The organism is Micromonospora sp. NBC_00362 (genome assembly GCF_026342155.1).
Lineage (GTDB): Bacteria > Actinomycetota > Actinomycetes > Mycobacteriales > Micromonosporaceae > Micromonospora > Micromonospora hortensis.
Genome location: NZ_JAPENH010000001.1, coordinates 3,423,914 through 3,441,146, shown reverse-complemented (window position 1 = coordinate 3,441,146; position 17,233 = coordinate 3,423,914). Strand labels below are relative to the sequence as shown.

The 17,233-nt window shown below is 72.4% G+C and carries 18 protein-coding genes, 1 tRNA gene and 1 other RNA gene; 16 read left to right on the top strand and 4 right to left on the bottom strand.

Going from position 1 to position 17,233, the window contains the following annotated elements; translation table 11 throughout:
- The first annotated feature begins 27 nt into the window (after window positions 1-27).
- The 4 genes from ssrA to OG992_RS15645 all read left to right on the top strand — a co-directional run bounded on the left by ssrA (window position 28) and on the right by OG992_RS15645 (window position 2,830).
- Window positions 28-403: a transfer-messenger RNA gene (gene ssrA, locus OG992_RS15660) on the top strand.
- A gap of 70 nt (window positions 404-473) precedes the next feature.
- Window positions 474-1,148, top strand: coding sequence for a hypothetical protein (locus tag OG992_RS15655; protein WP_266303611.1), 675 nt, complete (start codon window positions 474-476; stop codon window positions 1,146-1,148).
- 173 nt (window positions 1,149-1,321) lie between these two features.
- Entirely contained in the window at window positions 1,322-1,831 is a 510-nt protein-coding gene (locus OG992_RS15650) for a hypothetical protein (protein WP_266303610.1), read from the top strand.
- Window positions 1,832-1,876: 45 nt separating this feature from the next.
- Window positions 1,877-2,830 (top strand): hypothetical protein, encoded by a 954-nt coding sequence (locus OG992_RS15645; protein ID WP_266303609.1) that lies wholly within the window; start codon window positions 1,877-1,879, stop codon window positions 2,828-2,830.
- Between the two features lie 6 nt (window positions 2,831-2,836).
- Here the strand turns inward: OG992_RS15645 and mdlC are convergent, their stop codons facing one another.
- Entirely contained in the window at window positions 2,837-4,432 is a 1,596-nt protein-coding gene (gene mdlC, locus OG992_RS15640) for a benzoylformate decarboxylase (protein ID WP_238683513.1), read from the bottom strand.
- A gap of 322 nt (window positions 4,433-4,754) precedes the next feature.
- Between mdlC and OG992_RS15635 the strand changes: the two genes are divergently transcribed.
- From OG992_RS15635 to OG992_RS15625, 3 genes are all read left to right on the top strand, one after another.
- Window positions 4,755-5,345 carry a YqgE/AlgH family protein gene (locus OG992_RS15635; protein ID WP_112582369.1) on the top strand — a complete coding sequence of 197 codons (591 nt, stop codon included), beginning with the start codon at window positions 4,755-4,757 and terminating at the stop codon, window positions 5,343-5,345.
- Between the two features lie 87 nt (window positions 5,346-5,432).
- A tRNA-Ala gene (locus tag OG992_RS15630) sits at window positions 5,433-5,505 on the top strand.
- Window positions 5,506-5,570: 65 nt separating this feature from the next.
- Window positions 5,571-5,933, top strand: a complete 363-nt coding sequence (locus OG992_RS15625) for an SdpI family protein (RefSeq protein WP_266303608.1) — start codon at window positions 5,571-5,573, stop codon at window positions 5,931-5,933.
- A 50-nt stretch (window positions 5,934-5,983) separates the two neighbouring features.
- Here OG992_RS15625 and OG992_RS15620 read toward each other — a convergent pair whose 3' ends face one another.
- Both OG992_RS15620 and OG992_RS15615 read right to left on the bottom strand, forming a co-directional pair.
- The gene (locus tag OG992_RS15620) at window positions 5,984-6,244 is read right to left on the bottom strand and encodes a YciI family protein (RefSeq protein ID WP_238683511.1); all 261 of its coding nucleotides are present in this window, start codon (window positions 6,242-6,244) and stop codon (window positions 5,984-5,986) included.
- A gap of 130 nt (window positions 6,245-6,374) precedes the next feature.
- Entirely contained in the window at window positions 6,375-6,497 is a 123-nt protein-coding gene (locus OG992_RS15615) for a 50S ribosomal protein L36 (protein WP_030490864.1), read from the bottom strand.
- Between the two features lie 124 nt (window positions 6,498-6,621).
- On the opposite strand from OG992_RS15615, the gene OG992_RS15610 reads away from it, so the two are divergent.
- The gene (locus OG992_RS15610) at window positions 6,622-7,560 is read left to right on the top strand and encodes a lytic polysaccharide monooxygenase (RefSeq protein WP_266303607.1); all 939 of its coding nucleotides are present in this window, start codon (window positions 6,622-6,624) and stop codon (window positions 7,558-7,560) included.
- A gap of 27 nt (window positions 7,561-7,587) precedes the next feature.
- Here the strand turns inward: OG992_RS15610 and mgrA are convergent, their stop codons facing one another.
- Window positions 7,588-8,583: an L-glyceraldehyde 3-phosphate reductase gene (gene mgrA, locus OG992_RS15605; RefSeq protein ID WP_238683509.1), complete on the bottom strand. Its 996-nt coding sequence runs from the start codon at window positions 8,581-8,583 to the stop codon at window positions 7,588-7,590.
- Between the two features lie 70 nt (window positions 8,584-8,653).
- On the opposite strand from mgrA, the gene OG992_RS15600 reads away from it, so the two are divergent.
- The 8 genes from OG992_RS15600 to OG992_RS15565 all read left to right on the top strand — a co-directional run bounded on the left by OG992_RS15600 (window position 8,654) and on the right by OG992_RS15565 (window position 17,199).
- A complete protein-coding gene (locus tag OG992_RS15600; RefSeq protein ID WP_266303606.1) occupies window positions 8,654-9,634 on the top strand; it encodes an aldo/keto reductase in 981 nt (326 codons plus the stop codon).
- On the top strand, window positions 9,631-10,137 hold the full coding sequence (locus OG992_RS15595) for a hemerythrin domain-containing protein (protein ID WP_238683507.1): 507 nt from the start codon (window positions 9,631-9,633) through the stop codon (window positions 10,135-10,137). The genes OG992_RS15600 and OG992_RS15595 overlap by 4 nt, the downstream gene beginning before the upstream one ends.
- A gap of 54 nt (window positions 10,138-10,191) precedes the next feature.
- A complete protein-coding gene (locus OG992_RS15590) occupies window positions 10,192-11,436 on the top strand; it encodes a sensor histidine kinase (protein ID WP_266303605.1) in 1,245 nt (414 codons plus the stop codon).
- The gene (locus OG992_RS15585; RefSeq protein ID WP_238683505.1) at window positions 11,433-12,083 is read left to right on the top strand and encodes a response regulator transcription factor; all 651 of its coding nucleotides are present in this window, start codon (window positions 11,433-11,435) and stop codon (window positions 12,081-12,083) included. The genes OG992_RS15590 and OG992_RS15585 overlap by 4 nt, the downstream gene beginning before the upstream one ends.
- A 76-nt stretch (window positions 12,084-12,159) precedes the next feature.
- Window positions 12,160-13,236 (top strand): hypothetical protein, encoded by a 1,077-nt coding sequence (locus tag OG992_RS15580; protein WP_266303604.1) that lies wholly within the window; start codon window positions 12,160-12,162, stop codon window positions 13,234-13,236.
- A gap of 54 nt (window positions 13,237-13,290) precedes the next feature.
- On the top strand, window positions 13,291-14,751 hold the full coding sequence (locus OG992_RS15575) for a sigma 54-interacting transcriptional regulator (protein ID WP_266303603.1): 1,461 nt from the start codon (window positions 13,291-13,293) through the stop codon (window positions 14,749-14,751).
- A 2-nt stretch (window positions 14,752-14,753) separates the two neighbouring features.
- Window positions 14,754-16,706 (top strand): VWA domain-containing protein, encoded by a 1,953-nt coding sequence (locus OG992_RS15570; RefSeq protein ID WP_238683502.1) that lies wholly within the window; start codon window positions 14,754-14,756, stop codon window positions 16,704-16,706.
- 28 nt (window positions 16,707-16,734) lie between these two features.
- Complete coding sequence (locus tag OG992_RS15565; RefSeq protein ID WP_238683501.1) at window positions 16,735-17,199, top strand: hypothetical protein; 465 nt, start codon at window positions 16,735-16,737, stop codon at window positions 17,197-17,199.
- Window positions 17,200-17,233 lie beyond the last annotated feature (34 nt).

The window sequence follows — 17,233 nt, the reverse complement described above, 5'->3', positions numbered from 1 at the left end:
AGTGCCGCCACATCGGCGGCCTGTCGAGGGGGTGACTGGTTTCGACTTCGTACGCAGCGACAGGGGAAGCGAGCCGAGGAAGCCGACGTCGTCTCGAGAATCGGTCGTCGGAAACTTATAAGCGCCAAGCAAAATCGCGCTGACTTCGCTCTCGCCGCCTGAGGCGAGTAGCTAAGTCTGTCGGCCTGGGAACGCCTTCGTCCCAGTAGCCGGCATCAGCTAGGAGGCTGGCCAATCGGACCCGGTCGCGGGGTCCGTGCGGCGAGATTAATCAGCGACTGGGCCCGTCACACCAACTTGCTCGCGTGAGCGGTGGGGCCGAGTAGAGGCACAGCGAGCTGCGCTCGGAGAAGCCCTGACAAACCGGCGAAGGACCCGGGTTCGATTCCCGGCACCTCCACCACCTCGAAGCGAAGCGCCCCGGCCCACCAGCCGGGGCGCTTCGTTGTTCGCGGGGTCTTACGCTGCCCCCTGTGAACAACCAGGAGCTGCGTCTGTCGGTCGGTGCGTCGCCCGGCCAGCGCGTCGTGGCGGTGGTGTTCGGCGTCCTGCTCACGGCGGTCGGCGCGGCGTTCGTGGCACTGCCCCTCGTCGCCGACGGGCTGTTGCGCCGGCTGACCGGCCCGGGTGACGCGTTCGCCTCCTATGAGGAGGCTCGCGACCTGCCACCGGGGCTGCTGCCGCCCGGTCTACGCGACTCCGCCGACCCGAACCAGTCCGGTCCCAGCCTGTTCATCGGCCTGTGTGGCCTGCCCTTCGTCCTGCTCGGCCTCTACCTGGTGCTGCGGGTGCTCCGCACGGCCGCCTGGCTGGACGGCAGCCGGGCGCGGGTACGCGGTGCGCTGCGCACCCGCACCGTCGACCTCGCCACCGCCCGGATCGAGTCCGGCGCGGTGTCGTACCGCGAGGCGGACGACGGTCCAGCCGGCGAACCGCAGGTGCGGGCCGTCCGTGCGACCGACCCGGGGAGTGCCCGGGGGGTGACGATCCCGCTGCGCGGCATGGGGCTGCCCGTCCTGCCGCCGTCCGAGCTGCGGGCGCTGGCCGAGGCGATCACGACGGGTCGACCGGGCGTCGAGCGGGCCGGCGACGCGCGTGCCGTGGCCGAGCACCTGCGCCGGCTGGCAGAGCGCCCGTCGACCGACTGAGGCGGTCGTCGGTCCGAGGAGGCCCGTGCGGCGCTGGGGGCCGCACCTGCGTGGCTGGTGGGGTCATTGGGTTCAACGGGGCAGATGAGACCGCTCAGGGCCCTGGACAGGGCGGGCCGGGCAGCCTCACCATCGCGGTATGGGATAGCAGCGCCGCCGCGCGGGAGGTGCCAATGGTCACCGGTCCGGTCCAGCAGCCGTCAGTCGTCGCCCGACCGCGCGTCGCGCATCCGGCGGGGCTCCCCGCCGATCCACATTCCATCGGTCTACCCGGCGCGCCGCGTCCGGCCGGCCTCGCCGGTGACGTGCACGCCCTCGGCCGGGCCGTCGCCGTCGCCAGCACCGAGCCGCGCTGGCGCGAAGAGGTTCTCCTTCGGCTGCGGCCGGTGCGCCAGGGCTTCGCCGAGCACGTCCGGGACACCGAAGGCCCCACCGGCCTCTACCGGGAGTTGCTCACCCAGTCGCCCCGACTGGACCACGGGGTGCGGCTGCTGACCCGGGAGCACGTGGCGATCGTCGCCGCGATCCTGGCGGTTCAGCAGATCGCCGAGCGGCCCGAGACGCGCCCCGATGAGTTGCGACACCGGGCCGGACACCTGCTGCGGCGGTTGGCCCGGCACCGGCGGCGCGGCGCGGACCTGCTCTGGGAGGCGTACCAGACGGATCTGGGGGGCGAGACCTGACCTCAGGTCGGGAACCGGTAGGTCGGCGGAGGCGTCGAACCGTACATGAAACGGCCTGCCCTGCTGCTCGTACTCCCGGTGCTGCTGATGGCGGGCTGCGCCGCGACCGACGCCGGTCCGGCCGGCGGCCCGCCGAGCCCGACGCACGGGGCGAAGGCGTTCGACCAGCGGGCCGCCCAGGTCGCCGAGGCGTGGCGGCCCGGCCCCGACTGGCGCACGGGCTACGTGCCGTTGGAGGGACCGACGGTGCTCACCGGTGACCCGGGCTTCACCCCCGAGACCGAGGCGGCCTTCCGGGCCGGGTGGTACCGCGCGCAGGTCGGAATTCCGCCCACCCGGGTCGGCGCCGAGATCCAGTTCCCGGACGGGCGGTTGACGCTGCCGTTGGTCAGTGCCGCCGAGGCGTACCGGCAGCTCGACCAGGGTGACCCGCTGCCCTGCCCGGGGCGGCCGAAGCGGCCCGGTCTGCCCACCCCCGGCGGCCCCACTGTCGAGCCGGGGCCCGACGGGTGGACCACGAGCAGCACGCAGACCGCCTGTCTCCCGCTCACCGTCACCGCTGTCACGTTCGGCGCCGTGCCGGTGCGCACGAGCCGGGGCGTGGCGCAGGTCCCGGCCTGGCTGTTCACCATCAAGGAGCTGGCCACCCCGGTGGTCCGGCTCGCCGTCGCGCCGACGGCGGTCACCGCCGTCCCCGAGCCGACCACGCCGGCCCGGCCGCTGCCGGACGGGTTGGTGGCGGCCCAGGACCTGGCCGCCGTCGACGACGCCCGGCTGACAGTGCGCCTCGGCGTCGGCGCGTGCGACACCGGGATCACGCCGTTGGTGTGGGAACGGCCGGACGTCGTGGTGGTCGGTGGCGGCGTCACCCGGGCCACCGGCGAATGTATCGCCCTGCTGAAACTGGAGCCGGTCACCGTGACCCTCGCGGCGCCGCTGGGCAGCCGGCCGGTGCTGGACGTCGTCACCGGTGCCCCGCTGTCGATCGGACCGCGCTGACTCGGCTCAGAGGATGCTGGGCACGTCGGTGCTGATCGGCACCGGCAACACGGTGGGCCGGTCGGCGCGTAGCCCGGCGGAGAGCGCCGCGCCGAGCTGATCGGGGGTCTCCACCACCTGCGTGGCACAGCCGTAGCCGGCCGCGATCGCGATGACGTCCAACCCCGGCAGGTCCAGGCCGGGCACCCCGGGAGTGTGCTTCAGCTCGGCGAACGCCTTGAGGATCGCGTACTGCTGGTTGACCGGGACGACGACCACCACCGGCAGTGCCAGGCGCGCGGCCGTCCAGAGCGCCTGCACCGAGTAGTGGAAGGAACCGTCGCCGATCACCGCCACCACCGGGCGACCGCGCCCGGTGTCCCGCTCGGCCAGTGCGATGCCGATCGCCGCCGGCAGGCCGTAGCCGAGGCCGCCGCTGGCCATCGTGAAGTACGACGCCGGGCGGGTGATCCGTAGCTGACGACGCAGCGCGGACAGATTGGATGGTGACTCCTGGATCAGCACGCCGTCGGTCGGCCAGTGCGCGGCCAGCGCGGCGAACAGGGCGTCGGCGCTCAGCGGGGTGCCGACCTCCGGCGGTGGCAGTGCGTCCCGTCGGGTGGGTGCCGGCCTGTCACTCGGCGGCACCCCTTCGACCAGCGCGGCCAGGGCCAGCCCCGGGTCGCTGAGCAGGCTGTCGCCGACCGGGGCTCGCGCGGCCTCGTCAGGGTCGTCAGTGATGTGCAGCAGCCGGGCGCCGTCGGGCAGGTGCCCGCCCGGCACGTACGGGTAGTAGCGGAACACCGGAGCGCCGACGACCAGCACCGTGTCGTGCCCGCGCAGCGCCTCGGCGAGCGGACCGATCGCGTACGGCAGCACGCCGCGGAAGTGCGGGTGGTCCTCGGGGAACACCGCCCGCTCGGTGGCGGGAGCCGACCAGACCGGCGCGGCGAGCCGCTCCGCCAGCGCGATCGCGGTCGCCCAGCTCGCTGAGCGGTCCACCCCCGGCCCGTACACGAGCACCGGGTTGCGGCTGCCGGCCAGCACCCGGACGAACTCCTCCAACCGCTGGGGGTCGGGCGCGAACCGGGTGGCCACCGTTCGCGGCGCGGGGGGCGGGTCGGCTGGCTGGGCCCAGTCGTCCATCGGCAGGGAGAGGAAGACCGGCCCGGCCGGTGGCTGCACCGCCGTCGCGTACGCCCGCAGCATCGCCGCGGGGATGTCCTGCGCCCGGGCCGGCTCGTAGGCCCACTTCACGTAGGGCTGCGGAAGCTCGGTGGGTCGGCGGCTGGCCAGCCGGGGTTCCAGGAGCAGCATCTCCCGGGTCTGCTGGCCGGCGGTGACGATCAGCGGGGTCTTGTTGTGCCAGGCGGTGACCAGGTTGCCCATGCCGTTGCCGGTGCCCGGTGCGGTGTGCAGGTTGACGTGGGCGGGCACTCCGCTGGCCTGGGCGTAGCCGTCGGCCATCGCGACGGCCGTCGCCTCGTGCAGCGCGTGGACGTAGTGGAAGTCGGCGGGGAAGTCCTGGAGGAACGGTTCCTCGGTGGAGCCGGGGTTGCCGAAGACAGTGGTCATACCGAGGGTGCGGAGCACGTCGTACGTCGCGTCCCGGACAGTTGCCATCGCCACCCGCCTCCGTGTCGCGGGCAGGGGCGTCCGCGGTCGCCCTCCCGATCAGCCGAATCTATCGGGATGTGACGGACCTTTCGGGCGTTTCTCGGCCGTCGGTGGCCCCGATCGGTCGATCACCGGGAGCTCCGCCGTCGGGTGCGTCGGCCCTTCGTCTTAACTGTCCGATCACCCGCCGGTCAGACCTTAGCCAGCACCCAGCACGCAGGCTATGGTGCCAGGCATGGCGTTGACAGGGCGGCTGAACCCGATGCGGCGGGCGGATCCGGTCGATGACCGGCCCCCGGCGCGGGCTCACGGTTGACGGGTGTGTGGCATGCAGGGAGAGGGCCAGGCGATCGGCGGACGAGCGATGGAGTCGATGACCGGGCGGCTGCTGGTCGCGACTCCGGCGCTCAAGGACCCGAACTTCGACCGTACGGTCGTGCTGCTGGTCGCCCACGAGCCGGGCGGCGCGCTCGGCGTGGTGCTGAACCGGGCCACCGAGGTGCCGGTGGCCGAGGTGCTCGGTGACTGGAGCGACCTGGCCCGCCACCCGGCGGTGCTCTTCGAGGGTGGCCCGGTGCAGCCCGACTCGGCCATCTGCCTCGCCCGGATGCGGCACCCGATGCGCCGGGTGAAGGGCTTCCACCAGGTTTCCGGGGCGGTCGGGACCATCGACCTCTCGGTCGACCCGGAGCGCCTGCGGGAGAGCATCGGCGGCATCCGGGTCTTCGCCGGCTACTCCGGCTGGGGCAGCGGCCAGTTGGAGCAGGAGATCGCCGACGGGTCCTGGTTCGTGCTGGACGGGCTCCCCGGGGACGCCTTCGTCGACAGGCCCGACGACCTGTGGCCGATGGTGCTGCGCCGGCAGGGCGGCATGATGGCCGCCGTCGCGCACTTCCCGCCGGACGTGGCGCTCAACTGACCCGCTCGGCGGGGGACCCCGCGAGATGACCATGCGGGCCCGTCTGTGTATAGTTTCCCAGTGCCCGGGCGACCGGGATGACAGCAAGGGGCCGTGGCGCAGCTGGTAGCGCACCACACTGGCAGTGTGGGGGTCAGGGGTTCGAGTCCCCTCGGCTCCACCCTTGAGAAACGCCCTGGTCGGGATAATCCGACCAGGGCGTTTTGCTGCGTCAGGAGGTGACCTTTGCTGGCTGGAGCGTTCATCTCGGTGGTCTACGCATTCCTCGGATGGCTCGTCGCGTTCACCGCCAGGGCGTCGGTGCGGCCGTCGGTCGACATGTACCGCAGCCCTGGGGTGCGGACCACCGTGACGATGAAATCGATCGAGCACTGGTACGCGGCACACCGCCGGGTCGAGCGCCCCTTCTATCGGACCGGGATGCTGTTGGCCGTCGTGTCTCCGCTGCCGGTCATCCTCGGCGCCGCATTCGGGGACCCGCCGGTGATCGCGGCGGTCCTGGTGCTCGCCGTGCTGGTAGTGCCCTACCTGCTCTACCTGGGCCATGTCGGCAACCGTGCCGCGCACGCTGTGGACGACGAGTCGTGAGTCGGCCGGCCACCCGGACAGTGGCGGCCAGGGCGTCGTCGAAGCCGCGGCTACCGAACGATCGGTGACCACTCCCGCTGGCTGGCGATCGTCACCCCGGGGGTCCGGTAGTAGGGGTCCTCGGCGACCACTGCGGCGAACGCTTCGGCGTCCGGGACGTCGAAGATCAGCAGTGCTCCGGAGTCGTCGGCGAACGGCCCGGCCATGACCAGCCGGCCCTCCTGGTGCAGGGCCTGGAGACGCTCCCGGTGCGCCGGCCGGGCCGCGAGCCGGTCGGGTTCGTCGCCGAAGGACAGCTCCAAGATGAACACCGGTTCCTCCTCATCGGGGCGATCTTCCGAATCACCCTAGTCGATCCGTCGAACGGCCTCGGCACGCAGAACGCCCCGACCGGATGACCCGGTCGGGGCGTTGGCGACTAGATGTTCGGTATGGGCTGAATCAGCCCTGGCGGCTCTTCCACTGCGGGTTGGCGCGGTTCACCACGACCACCCGGCCGCGACGGCGGACCACCACCGAACCCGGCTTCTGCTTCAGCGCACGCAATGAGCTACGTACCTTCATGTCTGCCTCCTCGGTGCTAGCGGTTCCGAGTATCGAAACGCCGCACCCACCCGCGGGATTCCCGGCCGGTCAGCGTCGAACCTTTGCCGTCTCCGGGCCGTACCAGTGGGCGGAGGTCATCCTCATGCCCGTACGCCGGCTCCTCGCCACGGTGCTGGTCGCTGCCGCGACAGTGCCCCTGGCCGCCACACCCGCCGCAGCCCACGGCGCCCCGACCGACCCGATCAGTCGCGCGGCGGCCTGTGGCCCCGAGGGTCGGTACGCGGCCACCAGCGCCTGCCGGGCGGCGGTCAAGGACGGCGCGGCGGTCCGCGAATGGGACAACGTGCGTGTTTCCACTGTAAACGGGCGAGATCGGGAACGGATTCCGAACGGTGAGCTGTGCAGCGGCGGACTGTCCGCGTACCGGGGACTGGACCTGCCCCGCACCGACTGGCCCAGCACCACGCTGACCACCGGCGCGACGTTCACCTTCCGGTACCGGACCACCATCGAACACCGGGGCACCTTCCGGCTCTACGTCACCACGCCCGACTACGACCCCCGCAAGAAGCTGACCTGGTCGGATCTGGAGTCGCGCCCGTTTCTGACGCTGACCGACCCGCCGGTGCGGGCCGGGGCGTACCAGTTGGCCGGCCGGTTGCCGGCGGGCCGCAGCGGCCGACACCTGATCTACACGATCTGGCAGAACTCCAACACGCCGGACACCTACTACTCCTGCTCGGACGTGGTGTTCCGTGGTGCCAAGGCCACCGGTGCCACGGCCACCGCCACCCCGGCGAAGGCCGGCGCGACGAAGAGCGCGGCGGCTGCTCCGCGTACCGCGGCGAGTGGGCCGGCCGCCACCGAGACGGCGGTGGCGGCGGCGGCCGACCCGGGCGTGCCGGTGGCGTCGGTGACCAACCTCGGCGGCCGGTGGCCGGTGCTGGCCGGCGCCGCCGCCGTGCTGCTCCTGGCGCTGCTGCTGATCGGTGCCGGACGGCGACGTCGCAGCGCCGCCGCACCGGTGGGCCGGCAGTGCGAGGTGCGCAACCACCGGGCCGGGCGGCGCCGGATCTGGTGATCGGACCCGCCCGGGACCCGGCGGCGTTCAGCCCAGGTGGCGTTCGATCTCGGCCAACTCGTCGGCAGTGAAGTCGAGGTTGTCCAGCGCGGCGATGTTCGTCTCCAACTGCTCGACGCTGCTCGCCCCGATGATCAGGCTGGTCATCCGCGGGTCGCGCAGCGCCCAGGCCAACGCGAGTTGGGCGAGGGACTGGCCGCGCCGCTCGGCGACCGCGCCGAGCCCACGGATGGTCGCCATCTTCTCCTCGCTGAGGTCGCTCTCGTTGAGGAAGACGCTGGTGCGGACCCGCGAGTCGGCCGGGATGCCGCCCAGGTAGCGGTCGGTCAGCAGGCCCTGGGCCAGCGGGCTGTACGCGATGCAGCCCGCACCCACCTGCTCCAGCGTGTCGAGCAGGCCGTCGGACTCGGTCCAGCGGTTGAGCATCGAGTACGACGGCTGGTTGATCAGCAGCGGCGTGCCCAGCTCGCGCAGGATCGCGGCGGCCCGCGCGGTCTGCTCCGAGTTGTAGTTCGAGATGCCGACGTAGAGCGCCTTGCCGGAGCGGACGATGGCGTCGAGCGCCCCCATCGTCTCCTCCAGTGGAGTGTCCGGGTCGAACCGGTGCGAGTAGAAGATGTCGACGTAGTCCAGCCCCATCCGGCCCAGCGACTGGTCCAGCGACGAGATCAGGTTCTTGCGCGAGCCCCATTCGCCGTACGGGCCGGGCCACATCAGGTACCCGGCCTTGCTGGAGATGACCAACTCGTCCCGGTACGGCTTCAGGTCGGTGGCGAGCATCCGGCCGAAGTTCTCCTCCGCCGAACCGGGCGGCGGGCCGTAGTTGTTGGCCAGGTCGAAGTGGGTGACACCCAGGTCGAAGGCGCGGCGCACGATGTCGCGCTGCCGTTCGAACGGGCGGTCCGGACCGAAGTTGTGCCACAGCCCGAGCGAGACGGCAGGCAGTCGCAGGCCACTGCGTCCGCTGCGCCGGTAGGTCATGGTGTCGTAGCGGTCATCCGCAGCGAGGTAAGTCACGATCATGAGCCTAGCTCCGGCCCAGCGTGGCGCGGATCGGGCGTGGAAACCGGGACATCGGGGTAGTTTCGACGCCATGCGTTTCATTGCGCTCGACACCCCCAAACCGCTGTCCAAGATCGGGTTGGGCACCTGGCAGTTCGGCTCCCGGGAATGGGGGTACGGCCCGGACTTCGAGCGGCAGGCGGCGCAGATCGTCCGGCGGGCCGTCGAGCTGGGCGTGACGGTCTTCGACAGCGCGGAGATCTACGGCTTCGGGCGCAGCGAACGCATCCTCGGCGCGGCCCTCGGCGACGACCGGCCGAAGGTGGTGGTCGCCAGCAAGATCCTGCCGGTGCTGCCGGTGGCCGCCGTGGTGCAGCAGCGCGCTGTCGCCTCGGCGGCCCGGCTCGGCGTCACCAGCATCGACCTCTACCAGGTGCACCAGCCCAACCCGCTTGTCGCCGACCACACCACGATGCGCGGCATGCGCACCCTCCAGGACGTCGGGCTGGTCGGCGAGGTCGGTGTGAGCAACTACGGGCTGCGCCGCTGGCAGGTCGCCGAAGCGGCGCTCGGCCGGCGGGTGCTCAGCAACCAGGTCCGCTACAGCATGCTGGACCGCGCACCCGAGCAGGACCTGCTGCCGTACGCGCGGCAGGCCGGTCGGGTGGTCATCGCGTACAGCCCGCTGGCGCAGGGCTTCCTCTCCGGCCGCTACGACGCCAAGAACCCGCCGACCGGCGCGGTCCGGCGCGCCAACCCGTACTTCCTTCCGGAGAACCTGGAGCGCGGCGCGGCCCTGATCGACACAGTGCGCCAGGTCGCCGACGCCCACGACTCCACCCCCAGTCAGATCGCGCTGGCCTACCTGCTGCGCCACCCGAACGTGCTCGCCATCCCCGGGGCGTCCGGGGTCGAGCAGATGGAACGCAACGCCGCCGCCGCCGACATCGACCTCGCCGACGACGAGTACACGGCGCTGGCCGAGGCCGCTAAACGCTTCCGCCCGATCACCGGACTCGCCGCGATGCCGGCGATGCTGCGTGCCCGGTTCGGCAAACCAACCGGAAAGTGAGCACAGTGGACGACATCACCGCGCTGATCCTGGACGACCACGCCGCCTTCCGGCGCGGCTTCGCCCGCCTCGACGACGCCCGCGACGAGCAGGAGATGCTCGCCATCTGGGACGCCCTCGCCCTGCACCTGGACATCCACGCCGAGGCGGAGGAGGCGATCCTCTACCCGCACCTGGTCAAGCACGGCGACGACGGCGAGGACGAGACCGCCGACGCGATCGGTGACCACAACAAGATCCGCGATGCCATCGCCGAGGCGAAACTGCACCCGGTCGGCTCGGACCAGTGGTGGGAGGCGGTCGGCAACGCCCGCCGGGAGAACAGCGAACACCTCGCCGAAGAGGAAGACGAGGCGCTGCCCGACTTCCGCCGGCACGCCAGCACCGAACTCCGCGCCGAACTGGGCCAACGGTGGCTCACCTTCTACGGCGAACACAAGAACGGCCGCAACCTCCCGTTCCGCGACAAGGACCCGCAGCAGTACGTCGCCGACCACCGCTGACATCTCCCCGGCGCGGGGGAGTCGCCGGGACCGTCCGGGCCGCAGAATGACGAGGTGACCCTCCGAGCGGCTCTGGCCCCGCTGGTCGCCGGCACCACCTGGCGACGCGGCGTGTTCCTGCTGCTCGGCGGCGTGCTGGCGCTGCCGTACGGGCTGCTCGCGGTGACCTTCGCCCAACTGCTCGCCGACTCGGAGATCCCCCGCTCACTGTCGTACGCGCTGCTGTTGATCGCGGCGCTGATCGCCGTGGTGCCGCTGCTCCTGGACGGGAGCCGGGCACTGGAGATCGCCGCCGTGCGGGCTCTGCTCGGCGTCGACCTGCCCGAGCCGGAGCTGGGGCACCACGGCGACCGGGAGACCCGGCTGCGCAGCGCGCTCTGGATCGCCACCCACCTCATCGTCGGCGCCGTGGTGATGATCACGCTGTTCAGCGCCCTGCCGATGGCGCTGGCGTTCATCGCCCAACAGTTCGGCATCGGCACCGAGCTGACCAGCAAGGAACAGTTCGGGCCACTGGACGGGCAGGACAGCGGCTGGCTGACAGTGGCCGGGGTGCTCCTGCTGGTCGGCCTCGGCTACGCCGTCGCCGGGCTCGGCGCGCTCGCCGGATCCATGGCCCCGGTGCTGCTCGGCCCGGCTCAGGCGGAGCGGATCGCCGCCCTCGAAGCACGGGCCGCCCGGCTCGCCGAACGCAACCGGCTGGCCCGGGAGCTGCACGACTCGGTCGGTCACGCGCTGACAGTCGCCACCCTCCAGGCCGGAGCCGCCCGCGAGGTCCTCGACACCGACCCCGAATTCGTCCGGCGGGCGCTCACCGCCATCGAGGACGTCGGACGGACCGCTATGGACGACCTCGACCACGTGCTCGGACTGCTCCGGGAGAACGGACGCGACAGGCCCGTTGTGGCGCCGCAGCGTACCCTCGCCGACCTGGACCGGTTGGTCACCGACGCCCGCGCGGCCGGCCTGACCGTGCACGCGCAACGCGCCGGCGACCCGACCCGGCTGCCCGCTGTGGTCTCCCGGGAGGGCTACCGGATCGTCCAGGAAGGACTGACCAACGCGGCCCGGCACGGCCACGGTCCGGTGACGGTACGCCTGGACCTGCACAGCGACGCGCTGGAGCTGGAACTGGCCAACGCGGTGCGCCGCCCCGACCGGGCCCAACGGGGGCGGGGCGGTCGAGGCCTGGACGGCATGCGGGAGCGGGTGCTGCTGCTCGGCGGCCGGCTCACAGTGGGCCCCGACGGCGACCGGTGGCTGATCCGGGCCCGCCTGCCGTACGAGGAGACGACATGACGACCGGAGTGCTGATCGTCGACGACGACGAGCTGATCCGGGTGGGGCTGCGAGCCATCATCGACGCCCAACCCGACCTGCACGTGCTCGCCGAGGCCGCCGACGGCGCCGAGGTGCCGCCGCTGGTCGCCCGGCACCGGCCCGACGTGGTGCTGATGGACGTGCGGATGCCCGGCATCGACGGTATCCAGGCCACCCGGCACCTGCTGGCCACCTCCGCCGACCCACCCCGGGTGCTGGTGGTCACCACCTTCGCCAACGACGAGTACGTCTACGAGGCGCTACGCGCCGGCGCCTCGGGGTTCCTGCTCAAACGAGCCCGGCCCGCCGAGGTGGTGGAGGCCGTCCGGGTGGTCGCTGCCGGCGAGTCACTGCTCTTCCCGGCCGCGATCCGCCAACTGGTCGGGGCGTACGGGCCGGCGGGCGGCGACCGGTTGACCGCCGCCCGGCTCACCGAACGGGAGGCCGAGGTGCTGCGGTTGATGACCACCGGCCGGTCCAACCCGGAGATCGCCGCGCACCTGGTGGTAGGGGTGGAGACGGTCAAGACGCACGTCGGCAACGTGCTGGCCAAGCTGGGCGTCCGCGACCGCACGCAGGCCGTCATCGCCGCGTACGAGTCCGGCTTCGTCACCCCGTCGGGCTGATCGGTCCCTCCACCGGGGGAGTGGGTTCACCGCCGGCCGGGAGGGAATCCGGTGGCTGTCCGTCGAGGCTGAGACCATGACAACGATCACTGCCTCCCCGTCCCGTACCGGCTCCCGCTGGCCGGACCGGCTCGCCCCACTGGCCGCCGGTTGGCTCGGCCTGTGGGGCGTCCTCGCCCTGATCGGCACGCTCACCGGCGCCGGCTACCCGTTCGGTCCGAACGACCCCCACGGCGGCGACGTCAGCCTGCTGCGCCTCGTGCCGGTCGAGGTGGCTACCCCGCTCTTCGCCGGCGTACTGCTCGCCGCCGCCGTGGCCGCCCTGGCCATGAGCCGTCCGGGGGCGCGCCCAACCGGCCCGCTGCGGGCGCTGCTCGCCGGCTACGGCTGGGCTGTCGCGTTCGTGCTCGTCCTGGTCGTGCCGGACGTCCGGGTGCTGGTCGTCCTCGGCTACCTGCCGATACTGATCGTCGGTGCGCCGTTCGGGTGGCCGCCGGTCGACTACGCCGACATCTTCAACTGGGCGCTGTTCGGCCGGTTCGCGGCGCTGGCCGGCGGGCTGCTGCTGGCCGGTGCGGTGCTCGCCTGGCAGCGCCGTACCGCCGCGGCTTGCGTGGGCTGCGGCCGCAACCACACCGACCGAGGGTGGACCACCCCGACCGCCGCCACCCGCTGGGGCCGGTGGGCCGCCGGCATCGCCGCCGTCATCCCGTTCACGTACGCGCTGACCCGGTTCGCCTGGGCGGCCGGCATCCCGCTCGGCATCTCCCGCGAGTTCCTGACCGAGATGCAGGACACCGGGCTGGTCTGGGCCGGGTTCGGGTTGGCCGCGTTCGCCACCGTCGGCGCGGTCCTCACCCTCGGCCTGGTCCAGGGCTGGGGCGAGCGGTTCCCGCGCTGGACGCTCGGGCTCGCCGGCCGGCGGGTGCCGGTGAAGCTGGCTGTGGTGCCCGCCACAGTGGTCGCTATCTCCGTTACCGCGGCCTCGCTGGGGCTGCTCAGCAACCCGAAGTTCTGGGAACTCACCGGCGGACTCAGCATTACCGGGGCGCCGATGCTGCTCTGGCCGGTCTGGGGCGTGGCGCTCGGCGCGGCCACCTACGCGTACCACCTGCGCCGCCGTGGAGCCTGCCGGCGCTGCGGTCGGGGTTGAGCGGGAGTGGGGGTGCTCCCTGATGCCGGGGCACCCCTGCGGATGTGAGCTAGCGTGGGTTGGGTGACTGCGCCTACCCCGGTAATCCCGGTTCCACCGGCCGACCTGCCCGGCACGCTCGGCGCGCTACGGGCGGCCGGTCACCAGTACCGCACCGTCAAGCAGGAACTCCGCGACAACCTCCTCGCCCGGATGCGCTCCGGCGAGACCCGTTTCCCCGGCATCGTCGGCTACGACGACAGCGTGCTGCCCGAGGTCGAGCGGGCACTGCTCGCCGGGCACGACATGGTGCTGCTCGGTGAGCGCGGCCAGGGCAAGACCCGGCTGATCCGCTCGCTGGGCGCGTTGCTCGACGAGTGGACCCCCGTTCTGCCCGGCTCGGTGCTCAACGAGCACCCGATGCACCCGCTCACCCCGGCGTCCCGCGCCCAGGTGGCCGAGGCCGGTGACGACCTGCCGATCGGTTGGCTGCACCGCTCGATGCGGTACGGCGAGAAGTTGGCCACCCCGGACACCAGCGTCGGCGACCTGATCGGTGACGTCGACCCGATCCGCATCGCCCAGGGCCGTACTCTCGGCGACCCGGAGACCATCCACTTCGGGTTGGTGCCGCGCACCAACCGAGGCATCTTCGCCGTCAACGAGCTACCCGACCTGGCCGAGCGCATCCAGGTGGCGCTGCTCAACGTGCTGGAGGAGCGGGACATCCAGGTTCGCGGCTACCAGCTGCGTCTGCCACTGGACCTGCTCCTGGTGGCCAGCGCCAACCCGGAGGACTACACCAACCGGGGCCGGATCATCACACCGCTCAAGGACCGGTTCGGCGCGGAGATCCGCACCCACTACCCGGTCGACCTGGAGTTGGAGCTGGCGCTGATCCGCCAGGAGGCCGACCTGGTCGCCGAGGTGCCGGAGCACGTGCTGGAGGTGCTGGCGCGTTTCGCCCGCGCCGTGCGGGAGTCGCCGTCGGTGGACCCGCGCTCCGGTGTCTCCGCCCGATTCGCCATCGCCGCCGCCGAGACGGTCGCCGGTGCCGCGCTGCGCCGTGCCGGTCTGCTCGCCGCCTCCGACACCCCGGACGGACGCCCCGAGGCCGCCGTCGCCCGCGTCGGTGACGCGGTGTCGGTGACCAGCACGTTGCGTGGCAAGGTCGAGTTCGAGAGCGGCGAGGAGGGCCGGGAGATCGAGATCCTCGCGCACCTGCTCCGTACCGCGACGGCCGAGACGTTCCGGGCCCACCTGGCCGGGCTGGACCTGTCCGGGTTCACCGCACTGGTCGAGGACGGCGCCGCGATCGAGACCGGCGAGTTGGTCAGCGCCGCCGAGCTGCTGCGCCAGGTCGGCACCGTACCCGGGTTGGCGAAGGTTCTGGACCGGCTCGACCTGGGCGACGCACCCACCTCCGAGGAGGCTGCTGCCGCCGTCGAGTTCGTGTTGGAGGGGCTGCACCTGACCCGCCGGCTCGGCAAGGACGTCACCGACTCGGGGCGCACCGTCTACGGCGGCCGGGGCTGACAGTGGCCGGCAACCGGTTCCGTTACGGGCAGTGGAACGGCGGGCCCGACCCGCTCGCACCCCCGTACGACGTGCGCGAGGCGGTGGACGCGGTCGGTGCCGAGGTGCTGGCCGGCGGCAGCCTGCGGGAGGCGCTGCGTGACCTGCTGCGCCGTGGCCCGCAGGGGCGGGGTGGCCTGGACGACCTGGCCGCCCGGGCTCGGCGGCTGCGCCGGGAGGCGCTGCGCAGGGGCGACCTGGACGGGGCGGTGACCCGGGCCCAGGCCCTGCTCGACCAGGCCCTCGCCGCCGAGCGGGACGAGCTGCGGGGTCGCGACGACGACGCCGCGCGGTTCGCCGAGGCGGTGCTGGACAATCTGCCGCGCTCGACGGCGCGGGCGGTGGAGGAGCTGTCCGGCTACCAGTGGGCCAGCGACGACGCGCGCCGCTCGTACCAGCAGATCCTCGACCAGCTCCGCGACGACGTGCTCGGCCAGCGCTTCGCCGGGCTGCGTGACGCGGTGCGCGCCTCCGCCGACCCGGCCGCCCAGCAGCGGCTCGCCGAGATGATGGGTGACCTGAACGACCTGCTCGCCCGGCATGGTCGCGCGGAGGACACCACCGACGCGTTCGCCGAGTTCATGCGCCGACATGGCGACTTCTTCCCGGAGAAGCCGGAGAACGTCGACGAGTTGATCGACGTGTTGGCCCGCCGGGCGGCGGCCGGTGAGCGGCTGATGAACTCGCTCTCCGAGCGGCAGCGCGCCGAGTTGGCCGGCCTCATGCAGCAGTCGCTCGGCGACCGCCTGGCGGGGGAGTTGTCAGCGCTCGACGCGAACCTGCGGGCACTGCGACCCGATCTGCGCTGGGGGCGGGGTGAGCGGGTCCGCGGCGACCAGCCGTTGGACTACGCCGACGCGGCCGGCGCGCTGGGTGAGATCGGCGACCTGGACGACCTGCTGGACCAACTCGACCAGGAACACCCGGGGGCGACCCTCGACGACGTGGACGTCGACGCGGTGGCGCGCACGCTGGGCCGGGACGCGGCCGACGACGTTCGCCGGCTGCGCGATCTGGAGCGGGAACTGCGCCGCCAGGGTTGGGTGAGCCGGGACGCCGAGGGGCTCACACTGAGCCCGAAGGCGCTGCGCCGGCTCGGCGGGACCGCGCTGCGGCAGGTCTTCGCGGAGCTGACCGCCGGGCCCCGCGGCCAGCACGACCTGCGCTCGGCCGGTGCGGCGGGCGAGGTCAGCGGCGCGTCCAGGCCCTGGCAGTACGGCGATGAGCAACCGTTGGACGTGGTCCGGACGTTGACTCGGGCGGTCAGTCGGGCCGGGCCGACGGTCCCGGTGCAGCTCTCGGTGGACGACTTCGAGGTGGTGGAGACCGAGAGGCGTGCCTCGGCCGCAGTGGTGCTCTGCGTCGACCTGTCGTACTCGATGATCTCTCAGGGTCGTTGGGGGCCGATGAAGCAGACGGCGTTGGCGCTGGCACACCTGATGGAGACGCGTTTCCCGCAGGACGCCCTGCAGATCGTGGGCTTCGGCCGGGAGGCGATGACGCTCACCCAGCAGGAGTTGGCGGCAGTGGAGCCGGACATGGAGCAGGGCACCAACCTCCAGCACGCGCTGCGGTTGGCGGGCCGGCACCTGCGCCGGCACCCGGACGCCGAGCCGATCGTGCTGGTGGTCACCGACGGCGAGCCGACCGCGCACCTGGACCCGGACGACGGGGAGGCGCTGTTCCACTGGCCGCCGCTGCCGGAGACGATCGAGGCGACGGTCCGCGAGGTGGACCGGTTGAGCCGCTACGGTGCCACGCTCAACCTGTTCATGCTCGGCGACGACCCGGGCCTGCGGCGCTTCGTCGACGCGGTGGCCCGCCGCAGCCGGGGCCGCATGTTCACCCCGGACACCGACGACCTGGGCGAGTACGTGGTCAGCGACTACCTCCGCTCCCGCCAATCCCGCCGCTAACTCCCGCCGCGGCGGGTTGACTGGGGGGATGGAGAGCGGGGGATTGCGGCGGGCTTACGGTGCCCTGTTCGCTGAGGTCGACGCGGGCGGGTTCGGTCCGGCTCCGGAGGGGCAGCTCAGTGCCGAGCAGATCGTCGCGCATCTGGTCGCCAACGACGAGCTGATGATCCAGGCCACCGAGGCGTTGCTGGCCGGGTCGCCGTTCGCGTACTACGAGCCGGCGGAGGACATGCACCGCCCGCAGCTCGACGCGCTCGCCGCCGAGCACTGTGGTCTGCGTGGCCTGACCGCGCTGCTGCACGGCACCAGCGACCGGCTGTGCGGGCTGGTCGACCAGCTCGGCCTGGCAGCGGAGACCCCTGTCGAGACGCACCTCCGCGAGGGCTTCGACCTCGTCGTCGACGAGCCACTGCCCTGGTCCCGCACCCTGGACCTGCACACCCGGGTGCACCTGCCGAAGCACCAGTCCCAGTTGCACCTGCTCCGCTCCTGAGCAACGCCGCTCGGAAGGTCGGTGTCGCCGGTCT

Bases quoted from the DNA above. Each gene is read 5' to 3' on its own strand.
- OG992_RS15650 (WP_266303610.1), top strand. From the start codon at position 1,322: ATGGTCACCGGTCCGGTCCAGCAGCCGTCAGTCGTCGCCCGACCGCGC.
- OG992_RS15645 (WP_266303609.1), top strand. From the start codon at position 1,877: ATGAAACGGCCTGCCCTGCTGCTCGTACTCCCGGTGCTGCTGATGGCG.
- mdlC (WP_238683513.1), bottom strand. From the start codon at position 4,432: ATGGCAACTGTCCGGGACGCGACGTACGACGTGCTCCGCACCCTCGGT.
- OG992_RS15635 (WP_112582369.1), top strand. From the start codon at position 4,755: ATGCAGGGAGAGGGCCAGGCGATCGGCGGACGAGCGATGGAGTCGATG.
- OG992_RS15615 (WP_030490864.1), bottom strand. From the start codon at position 6,497: ATGAAGGTACGTAGCTCATTGCGTGCGCTGAAGCAGAAGCCGGGTTCG.
- OG992_RS15610 (WP_266303607.1), top strand. From the start codon at position 6,622: ATGCCCGTACGCCGGCTCCTCGCCACGGTGCTGGTCGCTGCCGCGACA.
- mgrA (WP_238683509.1), bottom strand. From the start codon at position 8,583: ATGATCGTGACTTACCTCGCTGCGGATGACCGCTACGACACCATGACC.
- OG992_RS15600 (WP_266303606.1), top strand. From the start codon at position 8,654: ATGCGTTTCATTGCGCTCGACACCCCCAAACCGCTGTCCAAGATCGGG.
- OG992_RS15585 (WP_238683505.1), top strand. From the start codon at position 11,433: ATGACGACCGGAGTGCTGATCGTCGACGACGACGAGCTGATCCGGGTG.
- OG992_RS15580 (WP_266303604.1), top strand. From the start codon at position 12,160: ATGACAACGATCACTGCCTCCCCGTCCCGTACCGGCTCCCGCTGGCCG.
- OG992_RS15565 (WP_238683501.1), top strand. From the start codon at position 16,735: ATGGAGAGCGGGGGATTGCGGCGGGCTTACGGTGCCCTGTTCGCTGAG.